The 17,748-nt window shown below is 65.3% G+C and carries 17 protein-coding genes; 7 read left to right on the top strand and 10 right to left on the bottom strand.

Annotation, left to right across the window (positions count from 1 at the left end; all coding sequences use genetic code 11):
* The 6 genes from HWN72_RS23950 to HWN72_RS23925 form a co-directional block, all read right to left on the bottom strand.
* Window positions 1-784: urea amidolyase associated protein UAAP1 (locus HWN72_RS23950; RefSeq protein WP_211151583.1), on the bottom strand; the 784-nt coding region annotated here is incomplete at its 3' end.
* The gene (locus HWN72_RS23945; protein ID WP_197524482.1) at window positions 781-1,260 is read right to left on the bottom strand and encodes a CopG family ribbon-helix-helix protein; all 480 of its coding nucleotides are present in this window, start codon (window positions 1,258-1,260) and stop codon (window positions 781-783) included. The genes HWN72_RS23950 and HWN72_RS23945, both read right to left, overlap by 4 nt.
* Before the next feature lie 176 nt (window positions 1,261-1,436).
* Window positions 1,437-2,192, bottom strand: a complete 756-nt coding sequence (locus HWN72_RS23940) for an ATP-binding cassette domain-containing protein (protein ID WP_211151582.1) — start codon at window positions 2,190-2,192, stop codon at window positions 1,437-1,439.
* Window positions 2,189-3,004: an ABC transporter permease gene (locus tag HWN72_RS23935; protein WP_211151581.1), complete on the bottom strand. Its 816-nt coding sequence runs from the start codon at window positions 3,002-3,004 to the stop codon at window positions 2,189-2,191. Before HWN72_RS23935 ends, HWN72_RS23940 begins: the two co-directional genes overlap by 4 nt.
* A gap of 75 nt (window positions 3,005-3,079) precedes the next feature.
* Complete coding sequence (locus HWN72_RS23930) at window positions 3,080-4,168, bottom strand: putative urea ABC transporter substrate-binding protein (RefSeq protein WP_211151580.1); 1,089 nt, start codon at window positions 4,166-4,168, stop codon at window positions 3,080-3,082.
* A 126-nt stretch (window positions 4,169-4,294) separates the two neighbouring features.
* Entirely contained in the window at window positions 4,295-4,768 is a 474-nt protein-coding gene (locus HWN72_RS23925) for a CopG family ribbon-helix-helix protein (RefSeq protein ID WP_375154541.1), read from the bottom strand.
* A 238-nt stretch (window positions 4,769-5,006) separates the two neighbouring features.
* Between HWN72_RS23925 and HWN72_RS23920 the strand changes: the two genes are divergently transcribed.
* The 5 genes from HWN72_RS23920 to HWN72_RS23900 all read left to right on the top strand — a co-directional run bounded on the left by HWN72_RS23920 (window position 5,007) and on the right by HWN72_RS23900 (window position 13,177).
* Entirely contained in the window at window positions 5,007-6,092 is a 1,086-nt protein-coding gene (locus HWN72_RS23920; protein WP_211151578.1) for an MBL fold metallo-hydrolase, read from the top strand.
* 17 nt (window positions 6,093-6,109) lie between these two features.
* Complete coding sequence (locus tag HWN72_RS23915; protein WP_211151577.1) at window positions 6,110-7,120, top strand: MBL fold metallo-hydrolase; 1,011 nt, start codon at window positions 6,110-6,112, stop codon at window positions 7,118-7,120.
* A gap of 262 nt (window positions 7,121-7,382) precedes the next feature.
* Window positions 7,383-8,348, top strand: coding sequence for a sterol desaturase family protein (locus HWN72_RS23910; RefSeq protein WP_248006275.1), 966 nt, complete (start codon window positions 7,383-7,385; stop codon window positions 8,346-8,348).
* A gap of 256 nt (window positions 8,349-8,604) precedes the next feature.
* A complete protein-coding gene (locus HWN72_RS23905; protein WP_211151576.1) occupies window positions 8,605-10,956 on the top strand; it encodes a TonB-dependent receptor in 2,352 nt (783 codons plus the stop codon).
* A gap of 175 nt (window positions 10,957-11,131) precedes the next feature.
* Complete coding sequence (locus HWN72_RS23900) at window positions 11,132-13,177, top strand: M13 family metallopeptidase (protein WP_211151575.1); 2,046 nt, start codon at window positions 11,132-11,134, stop codon at window positions 13,175-13,177.
* A 158-nt stretch (window positions 13,178-13,335) separates the two neighbouring features.
* Here the strand turns inward: HWN72_RS23900 and HWN72_RS23895 are convergent, their stop codons facing one another.
* From HWN72_RS23895 to HWN72_RS23885, 3 genes are all read right to left on the bottom strand, one after another.
* Window positions 13,336-13,764: a nuclear transport factor 2 family protein gene (locus tag HWN72_RS23895; RefSeq protein WP_008830732.1), complete on the bottom strand. Its 429-nt coding sequence runs from the start codon at window positions 13,762-13,764 to the stop codon at window positions 13,336-13,338.
* Window positions 13,765-13,841: 77 nt separating this feature from the next.
* Window positions 13,842-14,192, bottom strand: coding sequence for a Rieske 2Fe-2S domain-containing protein (locus HWN72_RS23890; RefSeq protein ID WP_008830733.1), 351 nt, complete (start codon window positions 14,190-14,192; stop codon window positions 13,842-13,844).
* 21 nt (window positions 14,193-14,213) lie between these two features.
* Window positions 14,214-15,221, bottom strand: coding sequence for an NADP-dependent oxidoreductase (locus HWN72_RS23885; RefSeq protein ID WP_211151574.1), 1,008 nt, complete (start codon window positions 15,219-15,221; stop codon window positions 14,214-14,216).
* A 116-nt stretch (window positions 15,222-15,337) separates the two neighbouring features.
* Between HWN72_RS23885 and HWN72_RS23880 the strand changes: the two genes are divergently transcribed.
* Together HWN72_RS23880 and HWN72_RS23875 are read left to right on the top strand one after the other, a co-directional pair.
* Window positions 15,338-15,742: a nuclear transport factor 2 family protein gene (locus tag HWN72_RS23880; RefSeq protein ID WP_008830735.1), complete on the top strand. Its 405-nt coding sequence runs from the start codon at window positions 15,338-15,340 to the stop codon at window positions 15,740-15,742.
* A 22-nt stretch (window positions 15,743-15,764) separates the two neighbouring features.
* Window positions 15,765-16,637: an SMP-30/gluconolactonase/LRE family protein gene (locus tag HWN72_RS23875; protein WP_211151573.1), complete on the top strand. Its 873-nt coding sequence runs from the start codon at window positions 15,765-15,767 to the stop codon at window positions 16,635-16,637.
* Window positions 16,638-16,653: 16 nt separating this feature from the next.
* On the opposite strand, the gene HWN72_RS23870 is transcribed toward HWN72_RS23875, so the two are convergent.
* Window positions 16,654-17,748: an NAD(P)/FAD-dependent oxidoreductase gene (locus HWN72_RS23870; RefSeq protein WP_211151572.1), complete on the bottom strand. Its 1,095-nt coding sequence runs from the start codon at window positions 17,746-17,748 to the stop codon at window positions 16,654-16,656.

Here is a 17,748-nt window from a genome sequence, read left to right as displayed (position 1 = left end):
GGCCCTCGGGCGTTGCGAGGCGGATGGGGTCGTCCTCGCCCGTCACCGGGCCGCGCCATGCCGAGGCGCGCAGCGACGTCACGGTGTATTCGGGGCGCGGATCCAAAACGTGGGGGACGTTTGCGATCACCACGATCACGTCCATCTCGGCGCGCAGGATCACGGTGCGGCCGGGCGCGAAGGGGCCGACCTCGGGCGTGATCGCGCCGTCCGCCTCGATCCGCGCGCCCTTGAACAGCGTCACGCAAGGATGCACGTCGCGGCGGCCGAGGCCGTGCTTGGCCGCGCCGAGCAGGAAGCGGTCGCGGCCGCTCGGGAAGGCGCCGGAGTTGCGACCCTCGCCGTACTTCGCGAGGTTCGTCGCGGGGTTGGAGGTGCCGCAGAAGGTATCGTGCGTGCCCGCATCGTCGGCGACGATGCTCATCATCACGCGGCCCATGTCGGAGAGCAGCAGCTTGCCTTCGCCGAGATAGGCGTTCCACTGGACCTTAACCGTGTCCGCCACGTTGAGCCGTTCGGTCGGCATCTCGGCGTTGAACAGCAGGATCGAGGCGCAGGCGTCGCCCTTCCCGTCGATCAACCGCAACCGGGAGCCGCGCGTCAGCCGCCGCGTGGCGTAGCCGCCCGCCGCGATCGTTTCCTCCCACACGAGGTCGGCGGCATCGACGCCCTCGGGCAGATCGCCCGCCACGGGAGGCAGCACCGGCATGCTCTCGACCACGGTGCCGCCCTGGGCACGCGCATGGTCTCGGGCTGCGAGCGGATCGGCCAATGTTTCGGTCATGAATGCGCTCCGATATTCTTGAAGTCGTCTCCGCTCTGGTCGTAGAGCGGCGGCAGGAGGGCGGTGGTGGTGACCAGCTCAAGCTGCTGCACCCCGCGCACCCGGCGGATGGCGTCGCACAGTTCCTTCAGCCGCACGGCCGGACCCTGCACGAGAAGAACTTCGAGGGACTGGTCGTCCTCCAGCACGACATGCTGCGAGGAGATCACTTCCTTCAGGTAACTGGCTTGCGTCTGGGAGAGCTGGTGCCGCACGCGGCCCCGCTCGCTGCGGTAGACGAGGGTGATGGTGCCCGCGAGCATCTCCTCGGGCCGCATCAGCGAACCGTGCTCGGCCAGAGCATGGCGGATCAGTTCGGCGATGAGCTGGGAGCGGGAAGGCAGGCCGCGTTCCGCCACCATCATGTCGAGCTGTCTGAAGAGGTCTGCCGGAAGGCTCATGCTGAGCCGAGCCAGGCTTGCGGAGTCTGTGCCCATGCCCATTCTCTTTTCAGGTATTACGATTTACGTCAATAGTAATATTTAAACTAATTGCATTCTTTCTTTTCCGTCATCCCCGCGAAGGCGGGGACCCATCTGATGACTGTGCAACAGGCACCTTCAGGAGATGGATTCCCGCCTTCGCGGGAATGACGGAAAAAGGGTAGACGCGATCACCCGGCAGTCTCCTCTTCCGTCTCTTCCGCCCGCTCGCGCATCGGCAGGTCGTAGACGACCGTGGCTCCAAATCGGTGCGGCGCGTGCGGATCGTGGCGGCGCTTGTCGAGCGCAAGGACGCGCGTGCCCAGCGAGAATGCCTCGCGAATGTCGTGCGTCACCATCACGATCGTCAGCGAATACTTGCGCCACAGATTGCGGATGAGCGCGTGCATGTCGGCACGAATACCGGGGTCGAGCGCGCCGAACGGCTCATCGAGCAGCAGGATGCGCGGCCGCTTGACCAGCGCCTGCGCGATGGCAAGGCGCTGCTGCATGCCGCCCGACATCTGCGCGGGGTAGAGGTCGAGGCTATGGCCGAGGCCCACCGCCGTCAGCATCTCGGTCGCCTCCTCGACGGCGGCGCGGCGGGCGCTGCCGAACAGGCGGCCGAGCACCGGGGCCTTCTCGCATTCCAGCCCGAGGATCGTGTTGCGCAGCGCGGAGAGGTGCGGGAACACCGAATAGCGCTGAAACACGACGCCGCGATCCGGTCCGCATTCGGGTTTGAGCGGCGTGTCGTCGAGGGTGATGACGCCTCGGCTCGGCCCCTCCTGTCCCAGTATCAGGCGCAGGAAACTGCTTTTGCCCGCGCCCGAAGGGCCGACGATGGAGACGAAGGCGCCTTCCTCGATGTCGAGGTTCAGCTTTTCGATGATGATCCGGTCGCCGTATTCGACCCAGACGTCGCGGAAGCTCAGGAGCGTGCTCAATGGCTTTCTCCATGTGCCCAGGGAAACAGCCGGTGGCTGAGGAAAGTCAGCGCCATGTCCATCGCGATGGCCAGCAGCGCGATCCACGCGACGTAAGGCAGGATCACGTCCATCGAGAGGTAGCGGCGCACGAGGAAGATGCGGTAGCCGAGCCCGACGTCGGACGCGATCGCCTCGGCCGAGATCAGGAACACCCAGGCCGGGCCGAGTGCGAGGCGGATGGCGTGAAGCAGGCGCGGCATGGCTTGCGGCAGGGCGACGCGGATCATCACCTGCCAACTGTTGGCGCCCAGCGTCAGCGCCTTGATCACCTGCTCCCGAGGAAGCGCGGAGACGTGGGCGGCGATGTCGCGGATCATGACCGGCGCGATGCCGATGACGATCAGCGCGACCTTGGAGGTTTCGCCGAGGCCCAGCGCGATGAACAGGATCGGCAGGAGCGCAATCGGCGGGATGACCGCGATGCCGGTGACCAGCGGGCCGAACGTCGCGCGCACCGGCGGCAAGACGCCGAGCGCAAGGCCCACCACCAGCGCCATCAGCGTCGAGATACCAAGGCCGATGCCAAGGCGCTGCAGGCTCGCCATGGTATCCGCCCAGAACACCAGCTGGCCGGTGAGCTGGTCGGGCACGAAAAGCAGCGCCGACATGCTCTCGGCCATGGAGCCTGGCAGCGGCAGGATCTTGTCGGCCGGGTTCACCGCATGGCGGCTCGCGGCCATGACGATGTAGACCAGCAGGAGCAGCAGGATCGGAACTGCGCCGAGAAGCACCCGCCCCCCTCGCCCGACCTGACGATTCACCCAGCGCATTGTCGTGATCCCACCTGTGGAGTGTTGTTTTTATCCCGACCCGTCATCGCGACCCTCGCGCAATGATGGACGGTTCTAGAGCTTGCCGTCGGCGGCCATCTTCATGAAGCTGTCGTCGAAGCGCAAGGTAACGTGCTGCGCATCACCCAGCGTCTTGCCGCCGGGGAACGACATGCCCACCGCGTCGGCCGAACTGGCGCCCTTGAACAGCCCCTTGGAGAAGCTGAAGTCCCGCACGCGGGTCATCGTGGTGACGAGCGCCGGCGCGTCGGTCGCGGCGACGGCTGCCTTGGCGTCGGAGTAGAGGAAGGTCGTGCTGAGCTGGCTGTCGAACGCTTCCGGCGTCGCACCCGCGAGCTTGGCCATCGCCGCGCGGGCGGCCTTGCCCTCGGCGTCCTGGCGCGTCATCAGCGCGGTCGTCTCGTACCAGATGCCCGCCAGCGCCTTGCCGAGATTGGGGTTGGCCTTGAGCGTGGCGGTATCGACGCAGAGCAGGTCGAGGATCTCGCCCGGAATATCGGCCGAGCTGAACACCAGCTTCGCGCCCGGCTGCGCCTTCATCGCATTGAGCTGCGGGTTCCACGCCACCGCGACCTTGACGTCGGGGCTGGCGAAGGCGCCGACGATGTCGGCATCGCCGGTGTTGACCGTTTTCACGTCCCGCAGCTGCATGCCGACCGAGTTCAGCCCGCGCGCCAACAGGTAGTGCGACACCGAAAGCTCGACGAGATTGACCGACTGGCCCTTGATCGTCTTGAGGTCGCCGCCCTTCATCAGGATGCCGTCGTTGCCGTTGGAATAGTCACCGACGATGATCGCGCTGGTGTCCTTGCCACCCGCCGCCGGGATCGTCAGCGCATCCATGTTGGCGACGGTGACGCCGTCCAGCTTGCCCGCAGTGTACTGGTTCACCGACTCGACGTAGTCGTTGACCTGGACGATGTTGATCTTGAGCCCGTACTTGTCGGCCCACTTCTTCACGATGCCCGCCTGCTGGGCATAGGGCCAGGGCATCCAGCCCGCGTAGATCGACCATCCGATGTTGAATTCGGTACGCTTGGGCGCTTCGCTCGGCGCCTGCGAGCAGGCGGCGGTGAGAAGTGCTGCCGGCATCGCGGTGGCCATCAACGCGGCCTTGGCAATGCTGCGGATCGATACGATCATGACTCGGTCCCCTTTCGCAGTGCAACATTGCTGCGATTCGGATCGTTGTCCATCGAAAATTATTACGGTGCGCTATTTTTGTAATACTTGCGCGCACCATTGCCCTTGTGCATCATGCGCGAGTCTTCAGGCCGCCACTTCGTCCTTCGGCTGCGGCTTGCGCGAGGTTTCCGCCACTTTTGCAGCGACCTCGTCCTGCTCGTGCAGCGGCGGCAGAAGCGCGGTGGTCGTAACCAGCTGCAGCTGGTGAACGCCGCGAATGGCGCGCAGGGCGTCGCACAGTTCCTTCAGCCGCTCGGCAGGGCCCTGCACCAGCAGGACTTCCATCGACTGGTCGTCCTCGAGGAAGACGTGCTGCGAGGAGATCACTTCCTTCAGGTACTCCGCCTGGCTCTGTGCCAGCTGGTGGCGCACCCGCCCCTTGTCGCCCCGGTAGACCAGCGTGATCGTGCCCGCGAGCATCTCTTCCGGCCGGGTCAGAGCCTCATGCTCGGCAAGGGCGTGGCGGATCAGTTCGGCGATCAGCTGCGAGCGCGAGGGCAGCCCGCGCTCCTCCACCATGGCATCCAGCTGGCGGAACAGGTCTGCGGGAAGGCTCATGGAGAGCCGGGCAAGACTGGCGGGATCGGTGCTCAAGCGGCGCCCTTTCTGGAACAACAACAGCCCTCCCCTATACCAACCTTGCCGCCGATGACAGCAGCAGTTGGAGGCGCAGTCGGCGGTGGAGTGATACTCTCATCGCACAAAAATAATACCGTTGTCACGTTTCGTAATATCGATAAGCTGACCCGAGATCGAGCCGGTGTTCACCCGCTCGCAGCCAGTGTGGGGGCATTTCTTGGCACAGAGTCCTACCCGTAGCACGGGGTTTTCCGGCAGTTCGCAGGCCGCCACCGGGCGCGCCTATCCCAACGGTAACCCGGCGCTGGGGTACAATCCACCCGGCGTGCGTAATACCGACAGCGCCGTGCCGCTCCACCGCAGCAAGCCGGTCACGCACGACTATGCCTGCGATGGCCCCGCGGCGGGCAGCCTGTCGTTCCGCTGGACTTACGGCTCCAACGTCGCGGCGAAGAACCGCGACCCGCGCGTGCAGGTGGTGCAGTACAACGAGGATACGTTCGTGCTGCGCCAGAACGTGTGCGTCCACTGGGAGGCGCCGTTCACGTACCTGCTGTTCGGCAACAAGGGCGCGCTGCTGATCGACACCGGCGCCACCGCCAACGCCGGGCATTACCCCCTGCGTGAGACGGTGGATGCAATCATCGCGCGCTGGGCAAAGGCGCGCGGGCGCAGCAAGGTGCCGCTGACCGTCGCGCTCACCTCGGCCGAGGACATCGCGCAGAACCAGGGCCTCGTGCAGTTCGCCGACCGGCCGGACACCACGATCGTCCCCAAGCCGCTGGCGCTGATGCAGAAGACCTACGGCATCGCGAACTGGCCTTCGGGCACCGGCAGGATCGACCTCGGCGATCGCGTGATCACGGTCGTCCCGACCCCCGGCACGCACAAGGACGGGGTCAGCTTCTACGATCCCTACTGCGACCTGCTGTTCACCGGCGACCTGCTGTTCCCCGGCAAGATCAACATCGGCAACGACACCGATTTCGTCGCCTCGCTGGAAAGGCTCAAGGCTTTCGCCGCCGCCAATTCGGTGAAGTGGCTGCTGGGTGGACACATCGAGATGATGTTCGTGCCGGGCAAGTATTATGCCCGCTTCACCACCTATAAGCCTTACGAGCGGGTGCTGGAAATGACGCCCGACCTGATCGACGACGCGCTGCAGCACGCGCGCGAGATCAAGGGCAAGGACATGATGTTGATCCGCCCGGACTTCGCGCTTTTCAACGGCGTCAGTCCCGACCAGCGCACTTCGGTCTGGCCGGAAGGCGTGCCGAACATCAACCCGCCCCGCCCGTTCTGAGTTAAGGAAACCGCACCGTGGATCGCCGCTCTTTCCTGACCTACAACGCCGCCATCGCCGCCGTGCCGCTGACCGGCGCCGCGCTGACCGGGCTGTCCGACGCCGCCTCCGCCGCGACGCGCCCGCCGCCGATCGACTTCAAGGCCAACCTGCCCGCGACCGGTACTTTCCCGGACAAGTGGATTTGCGGCTCATCGTCCTGCATGGACAACACCGATCCGCCGGTGCAGGTCCACTGGTACAACCCGCACACCGCGATCCTGCGCCAGAACAAGGCCTATAGCTACGAGGCACCGTTCGCGCCGCTCTACTTCGGCAACGACCGGGTGCTGTTGCTCGACGAGGGTTTCGTGCAGCTGCGCAACGACTGGGACCTGCGCGGCGTCGTCGACCAGTGCATCGACGAGTGGTGCGCCCGCAACGGCCGCGATCCGGCCAGCCTCGAACTGCTGGTGGCGTTCAGCCATCTTCACGCCGACCACTACGCCGCGACCAACCAGTTCGCCGACCGCCCCAATACCCGCTACATGGGCCTGACGCACGAGGAGATGGTCGGCTTCTGGGGCATGACCAATTTCCCCGAGGAGCGCGTGACCCTCGACCTGGGCGGGCGCGAGATCCTGATCTGGGGCTCGCCGGGGCACGTCGTTTCCGAGTTCGCGTACTACGACAGCTACACGCAGATCCTCTATACCGGGGACATGTTCTATCGCGGCCGCTGCTACATCAGCTTCTGGGAACCGTGGTATGACAGCATGAAGCGCCTCATCGAGTTCTGCGACACGCACCCCGTCACGCACGTCATGGGTTGCCACGTCGAGATCAGCAAGGACGGCGAGGACTACGCCTACGGCATGACGTACCAGCCCGACGAGGCCCCCGTGCAAATGACCGTGCAGCAACTGCGCGAGGCCTGGGCCTACGCGCAGAAGATCACCGAGCCCGGCATCTACTTCACCGGCACCGTCTTCCTGTGCAACCAGACGCGCGGGACGACTACCATCGACAAGAATCCCTACCGCTACTGACGGCGACCCGAATCGGCGGCGCGCCGGATACGCGCCGCCGAGCGCATCTGCAGACGACAAGCGTGTTACGCAGATGCATAAAAACCACGCTCTAGCGTGATTTTTCGCCCCCCGTCGCCAAAACGCATGAGCCTCAATTAATACGCTTGACGAGAAACGTAATATCCATAGCTTGTATCACATCGCCGGTCAGAGCGAAGAAACGGGGAGAGAGAATCTTGTAACAGCAGGCCGGTCCACCGGTCTGGATGGGGGGTTTTCGATGGAACAACTGCCAGTCCGCAACACGGTTCTCTCGAACGATGCGGCTGCCTTCGCGCCTGATGCCACGGTGGCTGACGGGGGCGTGAAGCAGAAGATCTTCAACCTCGTGCCCCCGGCGTTTGTCGCCGTGATCGTCGCGTTCTGGGCATTCGCGCCCAAGGCGCTGACCGACAATGGCTGGACGATCATCGTCACCTCCGCGCTGATCACTGTCGTCGTGCTGGGCCTCGAGTTCGTGCACGAGCGGCACGCCGGATGGCGCATGAACTGGCGCGAGTTCTTCACCGACCTGTTCTACGTCGTGCTGAGCGCCACCGTCATCTCCTGGACCGCGACCGCGCTGGCCGAGGAACCACTGCAGGCAGTCAAGAAATCGCTCGGCATCACCACGCAGTGGGCGATGCACATGCCCTGGCTGCTGCAGGTGGCGCTGGTGGTCTTCATCATGGAGTTCGGCCAGTACTGGATGCATCGCCTGATGCACAATTCGACGCCGTTCTGGCTGACCCACGCGCCGCACCACCACATCACCCAGCTCAACGCCGCCAAAGGCGCGGTCGGCAACCCGATCGAGCTGTTCCTGATCAGCCTGAGCGTGCTGGCGCTGTTCGACCTCTCGCCGACCGCGCTGTTCTGCGGCTTCAACATCCTGAACGTCGTGTCGACGTTCGCGCATGCCAACGTGCGCTCCGATCCGCCGCTGTTCTATTCTTTCTTCTTCACCACGATCCGCCATCACAGCCTGCATCACTCGACCGATTACGAGAGCACGCGCTGCAACTACGGCAATTCGCTGATCCTGCTCGATCGCATCTTCGGCACCTACAAGGAAGGTGAAGCCAGCGTCGTCGGGCAGGACGATCTGAGGCGCCTGTCCATCCGGGAGCAGTTCCTGTTCCCGTTCCAGCCCCTGATCGAACGGATCAGGGCAGGCCGCGGCGAAACCGCACAGCCTGCCAACTGAAAACGGCCAACCGAGCCGCAGTAATAATTCAACGCATCACGGGAGCGAACACCTCGGCGGCATTCACGGCCGAGGGCAGTGCAAGCGCGTCGGCACGACATCCGCAAAGCGATGGCCGGCGTACGAATGAGGGTCCTCACATACACACCCACCGGGCGCGACCAAGGAGCGGGCCGGGACCGGGGCACGTCAACCGAAACTGGGGAAGCACATGACTTATCGCGCGAAATTGAGAGCAGGGCTTCTGTCCGCAACCATGATTACGAGCACCGTGCTCGCGATGCCCGCCGTGGCGCAGGAAGCGCCTGCCGCTTCCGATGAAGGCGACGCCATCATCGTCACCGGCACCCGCCGCGCCACCACGATCATGGACACGCCGATCAACATTTCGGCCATCGGCGCGGACCAGATCGCCCGCCAGCGCATCAACGACGTGCGCGGCATGGCGGACTTCACCCCCGGCCTGACCATCTCCGACACCGGCCCGCGCGGCACCGGCACGATCGTCATGCGCGGCCTCAACGCTTCGGACACTCAGACCGACGGCGCCAGCTACGACAACGCCATGGGCATCTACCTCGGCGAAGTTCCGCTCTACTATGACTTCAAGCTGCTCGACATCCAGCGCGTCGAGACCCTGCTCGGTCCGCAAGGCACGCTCTATGGCCTCGGCACGATGGCGGGCGCGATCCGCTACATCCCCAACCGTCCGAACACGGAGGAATGGGAAGGTGAGGCGCACGGCCGCACTTACGTCAAGTCGCACGCCTCCAAGCTCGGCTACCAGGTCGACGGGATGATCAATATCCCGATCGTGAAGGACCACATCGCCTTCCGTTCGTCGACCGGATACTATTACGACCCCGGCTTCATCGACTATCCGTTCCTGCTGAACGAGCCGGGCGTATCCGATCCGCAGCCGAACGGCACCGCTCGCCCGACCGGCGCGGCTTATGACGCGAACCTGCACAAGGGCAAGGATCTCAACTTCGAGAAGACCTTCACCACCCGCAACCAGTTGCTCTTCCAGACCGACGACGACTTTAAGGTCATCTTCACCTACGCCTTCCAGCGCACGAAGACCGAGGGCTCGCAGGCCAACAACGCAGGCGTCCTGGGTTCGGGCAAGTACGAGAGCGCCGCGCGCTATGCCGAGCCGATGAACCGTCGCGCGCACCTCCTGAGCATGGAGATCAACGCCAACGTCTTCGACATCGCCGACCTCGTCTGGACGAGCGCCTACACCAACGTGAAGTCGAAATCGCGCGCCGACAATACCGACCTGCTGCTCGACCTCGACTACGACTACGAACTGTTCCCTGCGTTCTCCAGCTGGAACGAGAGCTACAGCCGCCGCCAGCAGGTCAACCAGGAAGTACGCCTCGTCTCCACGCACGGCGGCCCGTTCAACTGGGTTCTCGGCGGGTTCTACAACGAGCAGAAATTGCAGCGCGATTACGCCGAGCACGTGCCTGGCCACCCCTGGGTCGATCTGGCGACGAACCCGAACGAACTGGAATACGTTTCCTACACCCGTTCGAAGGTCAAGGAGCAGGCAGTCTTCGGCGAAGGCACCTTCCACGTCACACCCAGCTGGCAGGTCACGGCCGGCGCGCGCTACTTCAAGTATACCTCGGAGATTGCAGGCGCGCAGACCCTGCCGCTGCTCGGCCAGCCGCTCAGCCCCTACGACAAGAAGGTGTCTGGCGGAAAGGCCGGTCAGGACGGCTGGGTGTGGAAGTTCAACTCTTCGTACAACTTCACCCGCGACCTGATGGTCTATGCCACCTACAGCAAGGGCTATCGCATCGGCGGACCGAACACGGTCGCGCCTTGCGACAACCCGCTGCCGCCGGGCCAGAACATCTGCGCCCTGCCTGACGAACTGCAGTACGGGCCGGACTCGACCAAGACCATCGAGGTCGGTTTCCGCGCCCAGCTGTTCGACCGCAAGGTGACGTTCAACATCGACGCCTACAGCACCAAGTGGACCGGCCTGCAGGTTGCCTCGGCAACCGTTAACGGCGCCACCGGCATCATCGTCAACGGCGGCCGCGCCTTGTCGAAGGGCATCGAAACCTCGTTCCAGATCAAGCCCGTCCCGGCACTGACGATCCAGGGCAATTATGCCTACAACGATGCCCACCTGACCGAAGACATCCCGGGCATCCTCACCATCCGCGAGGTGCCGAACGACTACAGCTTCCGCTTCGTCCAGCTCGATGCGCTGTCCGGCGACCGTCTGCCGAACTCGGCCAAGAACTCGGGCAGCCTGGGCGCCACTTACACGGTGCCGATGGGCAACGGCGAACTGTCGGCCAACTGGACGGCGACCTATCGCGGCAGCATCGTCAGCCGTCTCGGCTGGGACCGTGCCTATGGCGACAAGCTCAGCGGCTACGTCCTGCACCGCGCCTCGTTGTCCTATGACACCGACAAGTTCGGGGTCAGCGTGTTCGCGAACAACATCTTCGACAAGTACGCCGTGGTCTCGGTCGGCAACGACCGTTCGCGCATCGGCGTCAACGACGGGGTGGCGGTTCGCTACTATAGCCAGACCGTACTGACGCCGCGCGTCGTCGGCGTGGAAGCCCACATCAAGTACTGAGCATTCGTAGAGGCGCTTTCCCACAAAAGGAGAGCGCCTCTGCGACCAGATTCCGCCGGTTTCTTTGTTGCGCTGCAACGCAATTTTTCCGTAGGCGGACGGGCGATCCGGCGCTAGTCCACCGGGCATGACAGAACCGGCGCGGGCATTCCCGACGCCGCGAAAGGACCGCCTGATGAAGACCCGCATTCTTGCCGCGCTGCTGCTGTGCGCCGCGCCCTTCGCCATCGCCGCCACCGATCCGGCCCCCGCAGGCATCGACGAAACCGCGATGGATGCTTCGGTCAATCCGGGCGACGAGTTCTACCTCTTCTCGAACGGCGCCTGGCTGGCCAAGGCCGAAATCCCCGCCGACCGCAGCCGCATCGGCTCCCACACCGTCGCCGCCGACGAGACCGAGCGCCAGCAGACCGCACTCATCCAGAAGATCCTCGGCGCCAGGCAGAAGTCCGGGAGCGACGAGGCGAAGATCGGCGACTACTGGCGCGCCTACCTCGACACCGCCGCGATCGACAAGCTGGGCATCGCCCCGCTCAAGGCCGACCTGACGCGCTACGCGGCGATCAAGGACAAGGCCGCGCTGGTCAAGGTGCTGGGCGACCAGACCGAGGCCGACCTCGACCTGTTCAACAACAACAACGACATGTCGACCGAGAACCTGTTCGGCCTGTTCATCACCAAGGCGCTCAAGAGCGACGAGGTCGTGCCCTACCTGTTCCAGGGCGGCATCGCCCTGCCCGACCGCGAATACTACGTCTCGGCCGAACCGCGCATGGTCAAGATCAGGGCCGACTACCTCAAGTATATCGCCGACCTTCTGCGCCTGTCCGGCCTCGACCAGCCCGAGGCGCGCGCCGCGCGCATCCTCGCGCTCGAAACCAAGATCGCGCAGGCCCACCCGAGTAAGGCGGAAACCGCCGACTTCACGCAAGGCGGCACCCTGTGGACCCGCGCCGAGTTCGCCGCGAAGGCCCCCGGTATGGACTGGGACGCCTACTTCACCGCCGCGCACATGCCCTCGCAGCAGACCTTCGACGTCTACAGCCCCGGCGCGATCACCGGCCTCGCCGCCCTCGTCGCTTCCGAGCCGCTGGCCGCGTGGAAGGACTGGCTGGCCTTCCACCGCATCAATGCGCAGACAGATGTGCTGCCCACGAAGTTCGACGCGCTGCACTTTGCGTTCTTCGACACCAACCTTTCGGGCACCCCGGAGCAGAAGACGCGCGAAAAGCGGGCGCTGGCTTCGATCAACAGCGACCTCGGCATGCCCTTTGGCAAGCTCTACGTGCGCGAATACTTCCCGCCGGCCGCCAAGGCGCAGGTGGAGGACATGTCCGCCCGCATCAAGCACGCCTTCGCCCGCCGCATCGACGCGCTCGACTGGATGAGCCCGGCGACGCGCACCGAGGCCAAGGCCAAGCTGGAAGGCATGGTCGTCGCGGTCGGCTATCCCGACGTGTGGCCCGACACCTCCATGATCATCATCAAGCCGGGGCAGGCCTACGCCAACCGCATGTCGGCGATCCACGGCTACACGCTCCAGCAGATTTCCAAGCTGGGCAAGCCGCAGGACCGGGGCGAGTGGTGGATGACGCCGCAGCTCGTCAACGCGGTGAACCTGCCCGTGCAGAACGCGCTGAACTTCCCCGCCGCGATCCTGCAGAAGCCGTTCTTCGATCCGGCCGCCGACCTTGCTTCCAACTACGGCGCAATCGGCGCGGTGATCGGCCACGAGATCAGTCACAGCTTCGACGCCAGCGGCGCGGCGGTGGATGGCAACGGTATCCTGCGCAACTGGTGGACGAAGGAGGACCTCGCCCACTTCGAGGCGCAGACGCAGGCTCTGGTTGTTCAGTACGACGCCTACCAGCCGTTCCCCGACCTGCACCTCAACGGCAAGCTGGAACTGGGTGAGAACGGCGCCGACGTGGCGGGTCTTGCCGCCGCTTACGACGCCTACCGCGAAGCGCTGGGCGGCAAGGAACTGCCGGTGATAGACGGCTACACCGGCGACCAGCGCTTCTTCATCGCCTTCGCCCAGAGCTGGGGCGACAAGACCCGCGAAGGCGCGCTGCGCCGTCAGGTCATCGGCAACCCTCACGCGCCGGGCCAGTACCGCGCGCTGACCGTGCGCAACATCGATGCCTGGTACAAGGCATTCGACATCAAGCCGGGCGACAAGCTGTACCTGCCGCCCGAAAAGCGCGTGAAGCTGTGGTGATGTGAAAAGGGCGGGAGTGGAAACAAACACCCCGCCCGCTTTATCCGTCATCCCCGCGAAGGCGGGGACCCATCTGATGCTGGTGCAACTTGCGATGTCGTCAGATGGGTTCCCGCCTTCGCGGGAATGACAAGGAAAAGGTTCAGAGCCAGCGGTTCCTACACCCCGCGCGGCGCGTGCTGGCGGTGGATGTTGCGGAACGAGCGGCTCTTGAACAGCCACTTGCCGTCGATCTTGACGCAAGTGTCCTCGTAGACGCCGCGATCGCGCATGGTGATCCCGTCCTGGTCGTAGACCTCGGAGGTGTAGCTGCGCATCACCGCGCTATCGCCGCTGACCTCGACCGAGCCGGGCCATGCCTCGAACATGATGCCGGGATAAGCCTTCATCGCCTCTATCCACATCGCGACGATCGCCGGACGGCCCTTGGTGGTGCCGAGTTCCGGATAGTCCGGCAGCGACCATTCCGCATCCTCGGCCCAGGTCGCGCCCCAGGCTTCGGAGTCGCAGCGCGTCACCGCGTCGGCATAAGTCTCAAGCAGTTCACGGATGGCGAGGCGGTCCTCGAACGGGCCGGTAAAGGGCATTTCAGCATTCTCCCAAATCGTTTCAGGCAGATGCTAGCCCCTGCTCCGGCGCGCGAAACTATGCCTTGTGCGAGTAATTACGCCCCCACCGGTCGTTCGTTCGGCCCCGGCGCCTCGTCCGGCACGGCCACCTCGATCATGCCGCCCTCGATCCGCAGCGGGAACACGCGAAGGTCCGCGTAGGCGCCGCCGATGCAACGCCCGGTCGCGGCCTCGAAGCGCGCGCCGTGCAGCGGGCACATGATCGCCCCACGCCGCACGCGGCCGGGCGAGAGCAGCGCCGCCTGATGGGTGCAGCGGTCGTTCACGGCGCGAAAGCCGTCCTCGACCTTGACGATCAGCACGCTCCAGCCGCCCAGCATGATCGCGGCCTTTCCCTCTTCGGGAAAGTCGGCCTCGGCGATGACGGAGTGGAAGGTTTCGCTCATGGTAGCCATGGTATCCGGATCTCAGATGCAAACCAGCGTCTTGCCGATGGTACGGCCTGACATGAGGTCGATGAAGGCGGCGGGCAGGTTCTCGAACCCGTTGCGCAGATTGGCGAGCGGACGCAGCTTTCCTTCGGCCACCCACTGGTCCAGCTCCGCCTGCGCCTCGGCCAGCACCTGCGGATAATCGTACGTGATGAAGCCCTGCATCTTGATGCGGTTCACCACCAGCTGCCAGAGCGTCTTGACGCCGTAAGGGTGATCGGCGTCGTTGTACTGGCCGATCATGCCGCACACCGCGACGCGCCCGTGGAGGCGCATCAGCGGCAGGATTGCTTCAAGCATCTCGCCGCCGACGTTGTCGAAATAGACGTCGATCCCCTCGGGCGCGACTTTCGCGATTTCGGCGGCGATGTCGGGCGTGGCGCGATAGTCGATCGCGGCATCGAAGCCGAGTTCGCGGATGACTTCGGCCTTCTCCGGAGAACCGACGATGCCTATCACCCGGCATCCCTTGGCCTTGGCGATCTGACCCACCGTCGAACCCGTCGCCCCGGCGGCGGCGCTGACCAGCACGGTCTCGCCCGCCTTGGCCTCGCCCACCGCGAAAAGGCCCACCCACGCGGTTAGACCAACCGGGCCGAGGGCGCCCATGTAGTGGTGGAGATCCGTGCCCGGCTGCTGGTGCACCGTCTCCAGCCCCCAGCTCTCGCCCGAGAGGATATAGTGATCCTGCCACGTGGCGAAGGCGCGCACGAACGTGCCCACCGGGTAATCCGCATTGTTGGATTGCACGACTTCGCCAAGCGACATGCCGTTGATCGGCGCACCGAGCGCGACGGGCTCTATGTAGCTGGGCCGGTCGTCGAGGAAGCCGCGGATCGCCGGGTCCACCGACCCGACCCGCATGGCCACCAGGAACTCACCGTCACCCGGCTCGGGCATCTCCACCTCTGCGAGCGTGAAGTCCTCGGGCACCGGCATCCCGTCGGGGCGCCGCGCCAGCAATATCTGTCTTACCTTTCCCATCCCCCTTGCTTACCCGCGCCGGGCCTGAGCGAAAGGCTGGTCTAAACGCTAGGTTCGTGTCTCGCGACCGAGAGGCAAACTCGCGCGCAAACAGATGTGGAGCAGGATTCATGAGCATGTCCCCCGAAGCAATCGCCGAACTTGTCGATGCCCTCTACGCTGCGGCAGGCGCCGGCGACTGGGAGACGGCCAACGCAATGCTCACCGACGATTTCGTGGCCTATGAGGCCGATGCCCTGCCGATGGCAGGCGCCTATCGCGGCAAGAACGGCCTCAAGGACCTGTTCGCGAAGGCCATGGGCATGGCCGACGTCGTCGGGCTCGACCGCAGCGACCTGCTGACCGGCAAGGACAGCGCGATCGCGGTGCTGACGATGCGCTTTGCCGATCCCTCTCTCAAGCCCGCCGAACTGTGCGAGATGTTCCGCTTCCGCGACGGCAAGTGCTGCGAGATCAAGCCCTATTACTATGACCCCGCCGCCTTCCATGCCGCAGCGGCAGCCAAGGCGGAAACCGCCTGACGTCTGGTCAAGAGCGGTCAGCATGAGCCTGCCCCCGTATGAAGTGGTCGCCGATGGCTACGACTTCATCGAGGCGCCGCGCGTCTCGGCGGATGGAACGGTCTGGTTTGCGGATCTCACCGCTACGGGCGTGTACCGCAAGCGGCCGGGACACGCGGCTGAACTGATGCTGCCCGGCCGTCTGTGGGTAGGCGGGATCGTGTTCGACGACGGCGGAGACGTGCTGTGCAGCGGGCGCGGCGGCATCGTCGCGCTCAATCCGGCGACCGGCACCACGCGCGATGTCCTCACGCGGATCGAGGGCGCGCCCCTCGTCGCGGTCAACGACATGGAGGGCGATGGACGCGGCGGCCTTTTCGCGGGCACCATCGATTTCGAGGCGATCTTCGAGACCGGAAAGCCGCCTTCCCCCGGCCTGTTCTTCCACTTGTCCGGCGACGGCGAAGTCACAGTGCTGCGCCGCGACGTCGTCGCATCCAACGGCATCGCGGCAAGCCCTTGTGGGACGTGGCTCTATCACATGGAAACCACGCGCGGCATCTGGCGCTACCCGCTGCTACCGAGCGGACTGCCCGGACCTGGCGCGTTGCTCGTCGAACTGGAGGATGGCGACGGGCTGACGGTGGATGCCGCCGGAAACCTCTGGGCGGCGTGCTGGAGCACCGGACGCCTGCTGCGGTTCACCCCCGAGGGGACACTAACCGCAGAAATGCGGCTGCCTTATCCGCACGTCGTCAGCGTCGCTTTCGGGAGCACGGAGCCGGATTGGCTCTACGTCAGCACCGGCGGCAATGCCGACGCGCCACGCTCCGGCGCGGTTTTGCGCATCAAGGTGGAAGGCCCCGGCCTGCCCGGACCGACGACGCGGCTGCGCATGCTTTGCAGGGAACCCTGACCGGCCAGGTGCGCCATCACGCAATTTCCCGCCAGTCCGGCAACCGTGTCGCCCGCGCCGCATAAGCAAGCACGGGGGCATGCATGCGCGCCAGCCAATAAGCCGCACGGCGAAAAGCAGGGGACTCCAGCCCGTTCTGGAGCACCGTGGCACGGATGATCTGGCGGCGGGTCTGGCCCGCCAGCAACCTGTGATAGGTCCCAGCGTCATCGCCCGCCAGCACGCAGTGCGCCGCGAGGAATGCGCTGCGCAAGGCGATCGCCATGCCGTCGCCGGTCAGCGAAGGGGTCATCGCCCACCGATCACCCAGCAACATGGCCGTGCCCGTGGCATGCCCTCGGGGCGGCGGGCCATAGCTTAGGTTGGCAATGGCGAGCGGCCGCTCGAACAGCGGCTGCGCGTCGGCGAGAACCCGTTGGAGGAACCCGGTGCCCTCCAGCCATGCTCGCACGCCCTGCCAGTCGCCGCCAAGCCGCGCGAAGGCATCGGCGCGCAGGACCAGGCACAAATTGGCCCGGCCGTCCTCGATCAGTTGCAGGCCCGCATAGCCGCCCTCCAGCAGCACCAGCACGATCGCTCCCGCCAGATGCCGCATCGCGGCCGGAGAGAGGCGATAGTGCATCTTGAAACCCACATGCCCGTTCGCGATGCGCGCGGCAGGTCTTTCGCCCCGGATCGGCAGCTTGCCGGTGGCGACCAGAACATGGCGCCCATGATGCTCGCCGACGCTGGTGCGGGCCGTGTGTCCATCCAGCCCCGTCACGCGCACCCCGCGTTCGATGCGCGCCCCGCTTGCCGCAGCCCGGCCGATCAGCGCTTCATCGAGGGCATGGCGACTGAGGCCCAGCGCAGCGAACGGCAGCGCAGTCTCTACCGCGCGGTCGCCCCACACAAGGCGCATGCGCCGGATCGGCACCGCGCCCAGGTCCAGCGGCTCGACTCCAAGCTGCCGCAGATGGGCCACGGCCTCGACCGACAGGAATTCGCCGCAGACCTTGTGGTGCGCCCCGGTCTCGCGCTCGAGCAGAAGCACGTCGCCTCCCCCGCGCGCGATCAGGCAGGCGGCGGCGCTGCCCGCCAGCCCGCCGCCGAGGATCAGGGCATCGGTCAC

This window comes from Novosphingobium sp. HR1a (genome assembly GCF_015594425.1).
In the GTDB taxonomy this organism is placed as follows: domain Bacteria; phylum Pseudomonadota; class Alphaproteobacteria; order Sphingomonadales; family Sphingomonadaceae; genus Novosphingobium; species Novosphingobium resinovorum_A.
The sequence above is the reverse complement of the archived record's forward strand: the minus strand, read 5'-3'. Positions and strand labels throughout refer to the sequence as shown.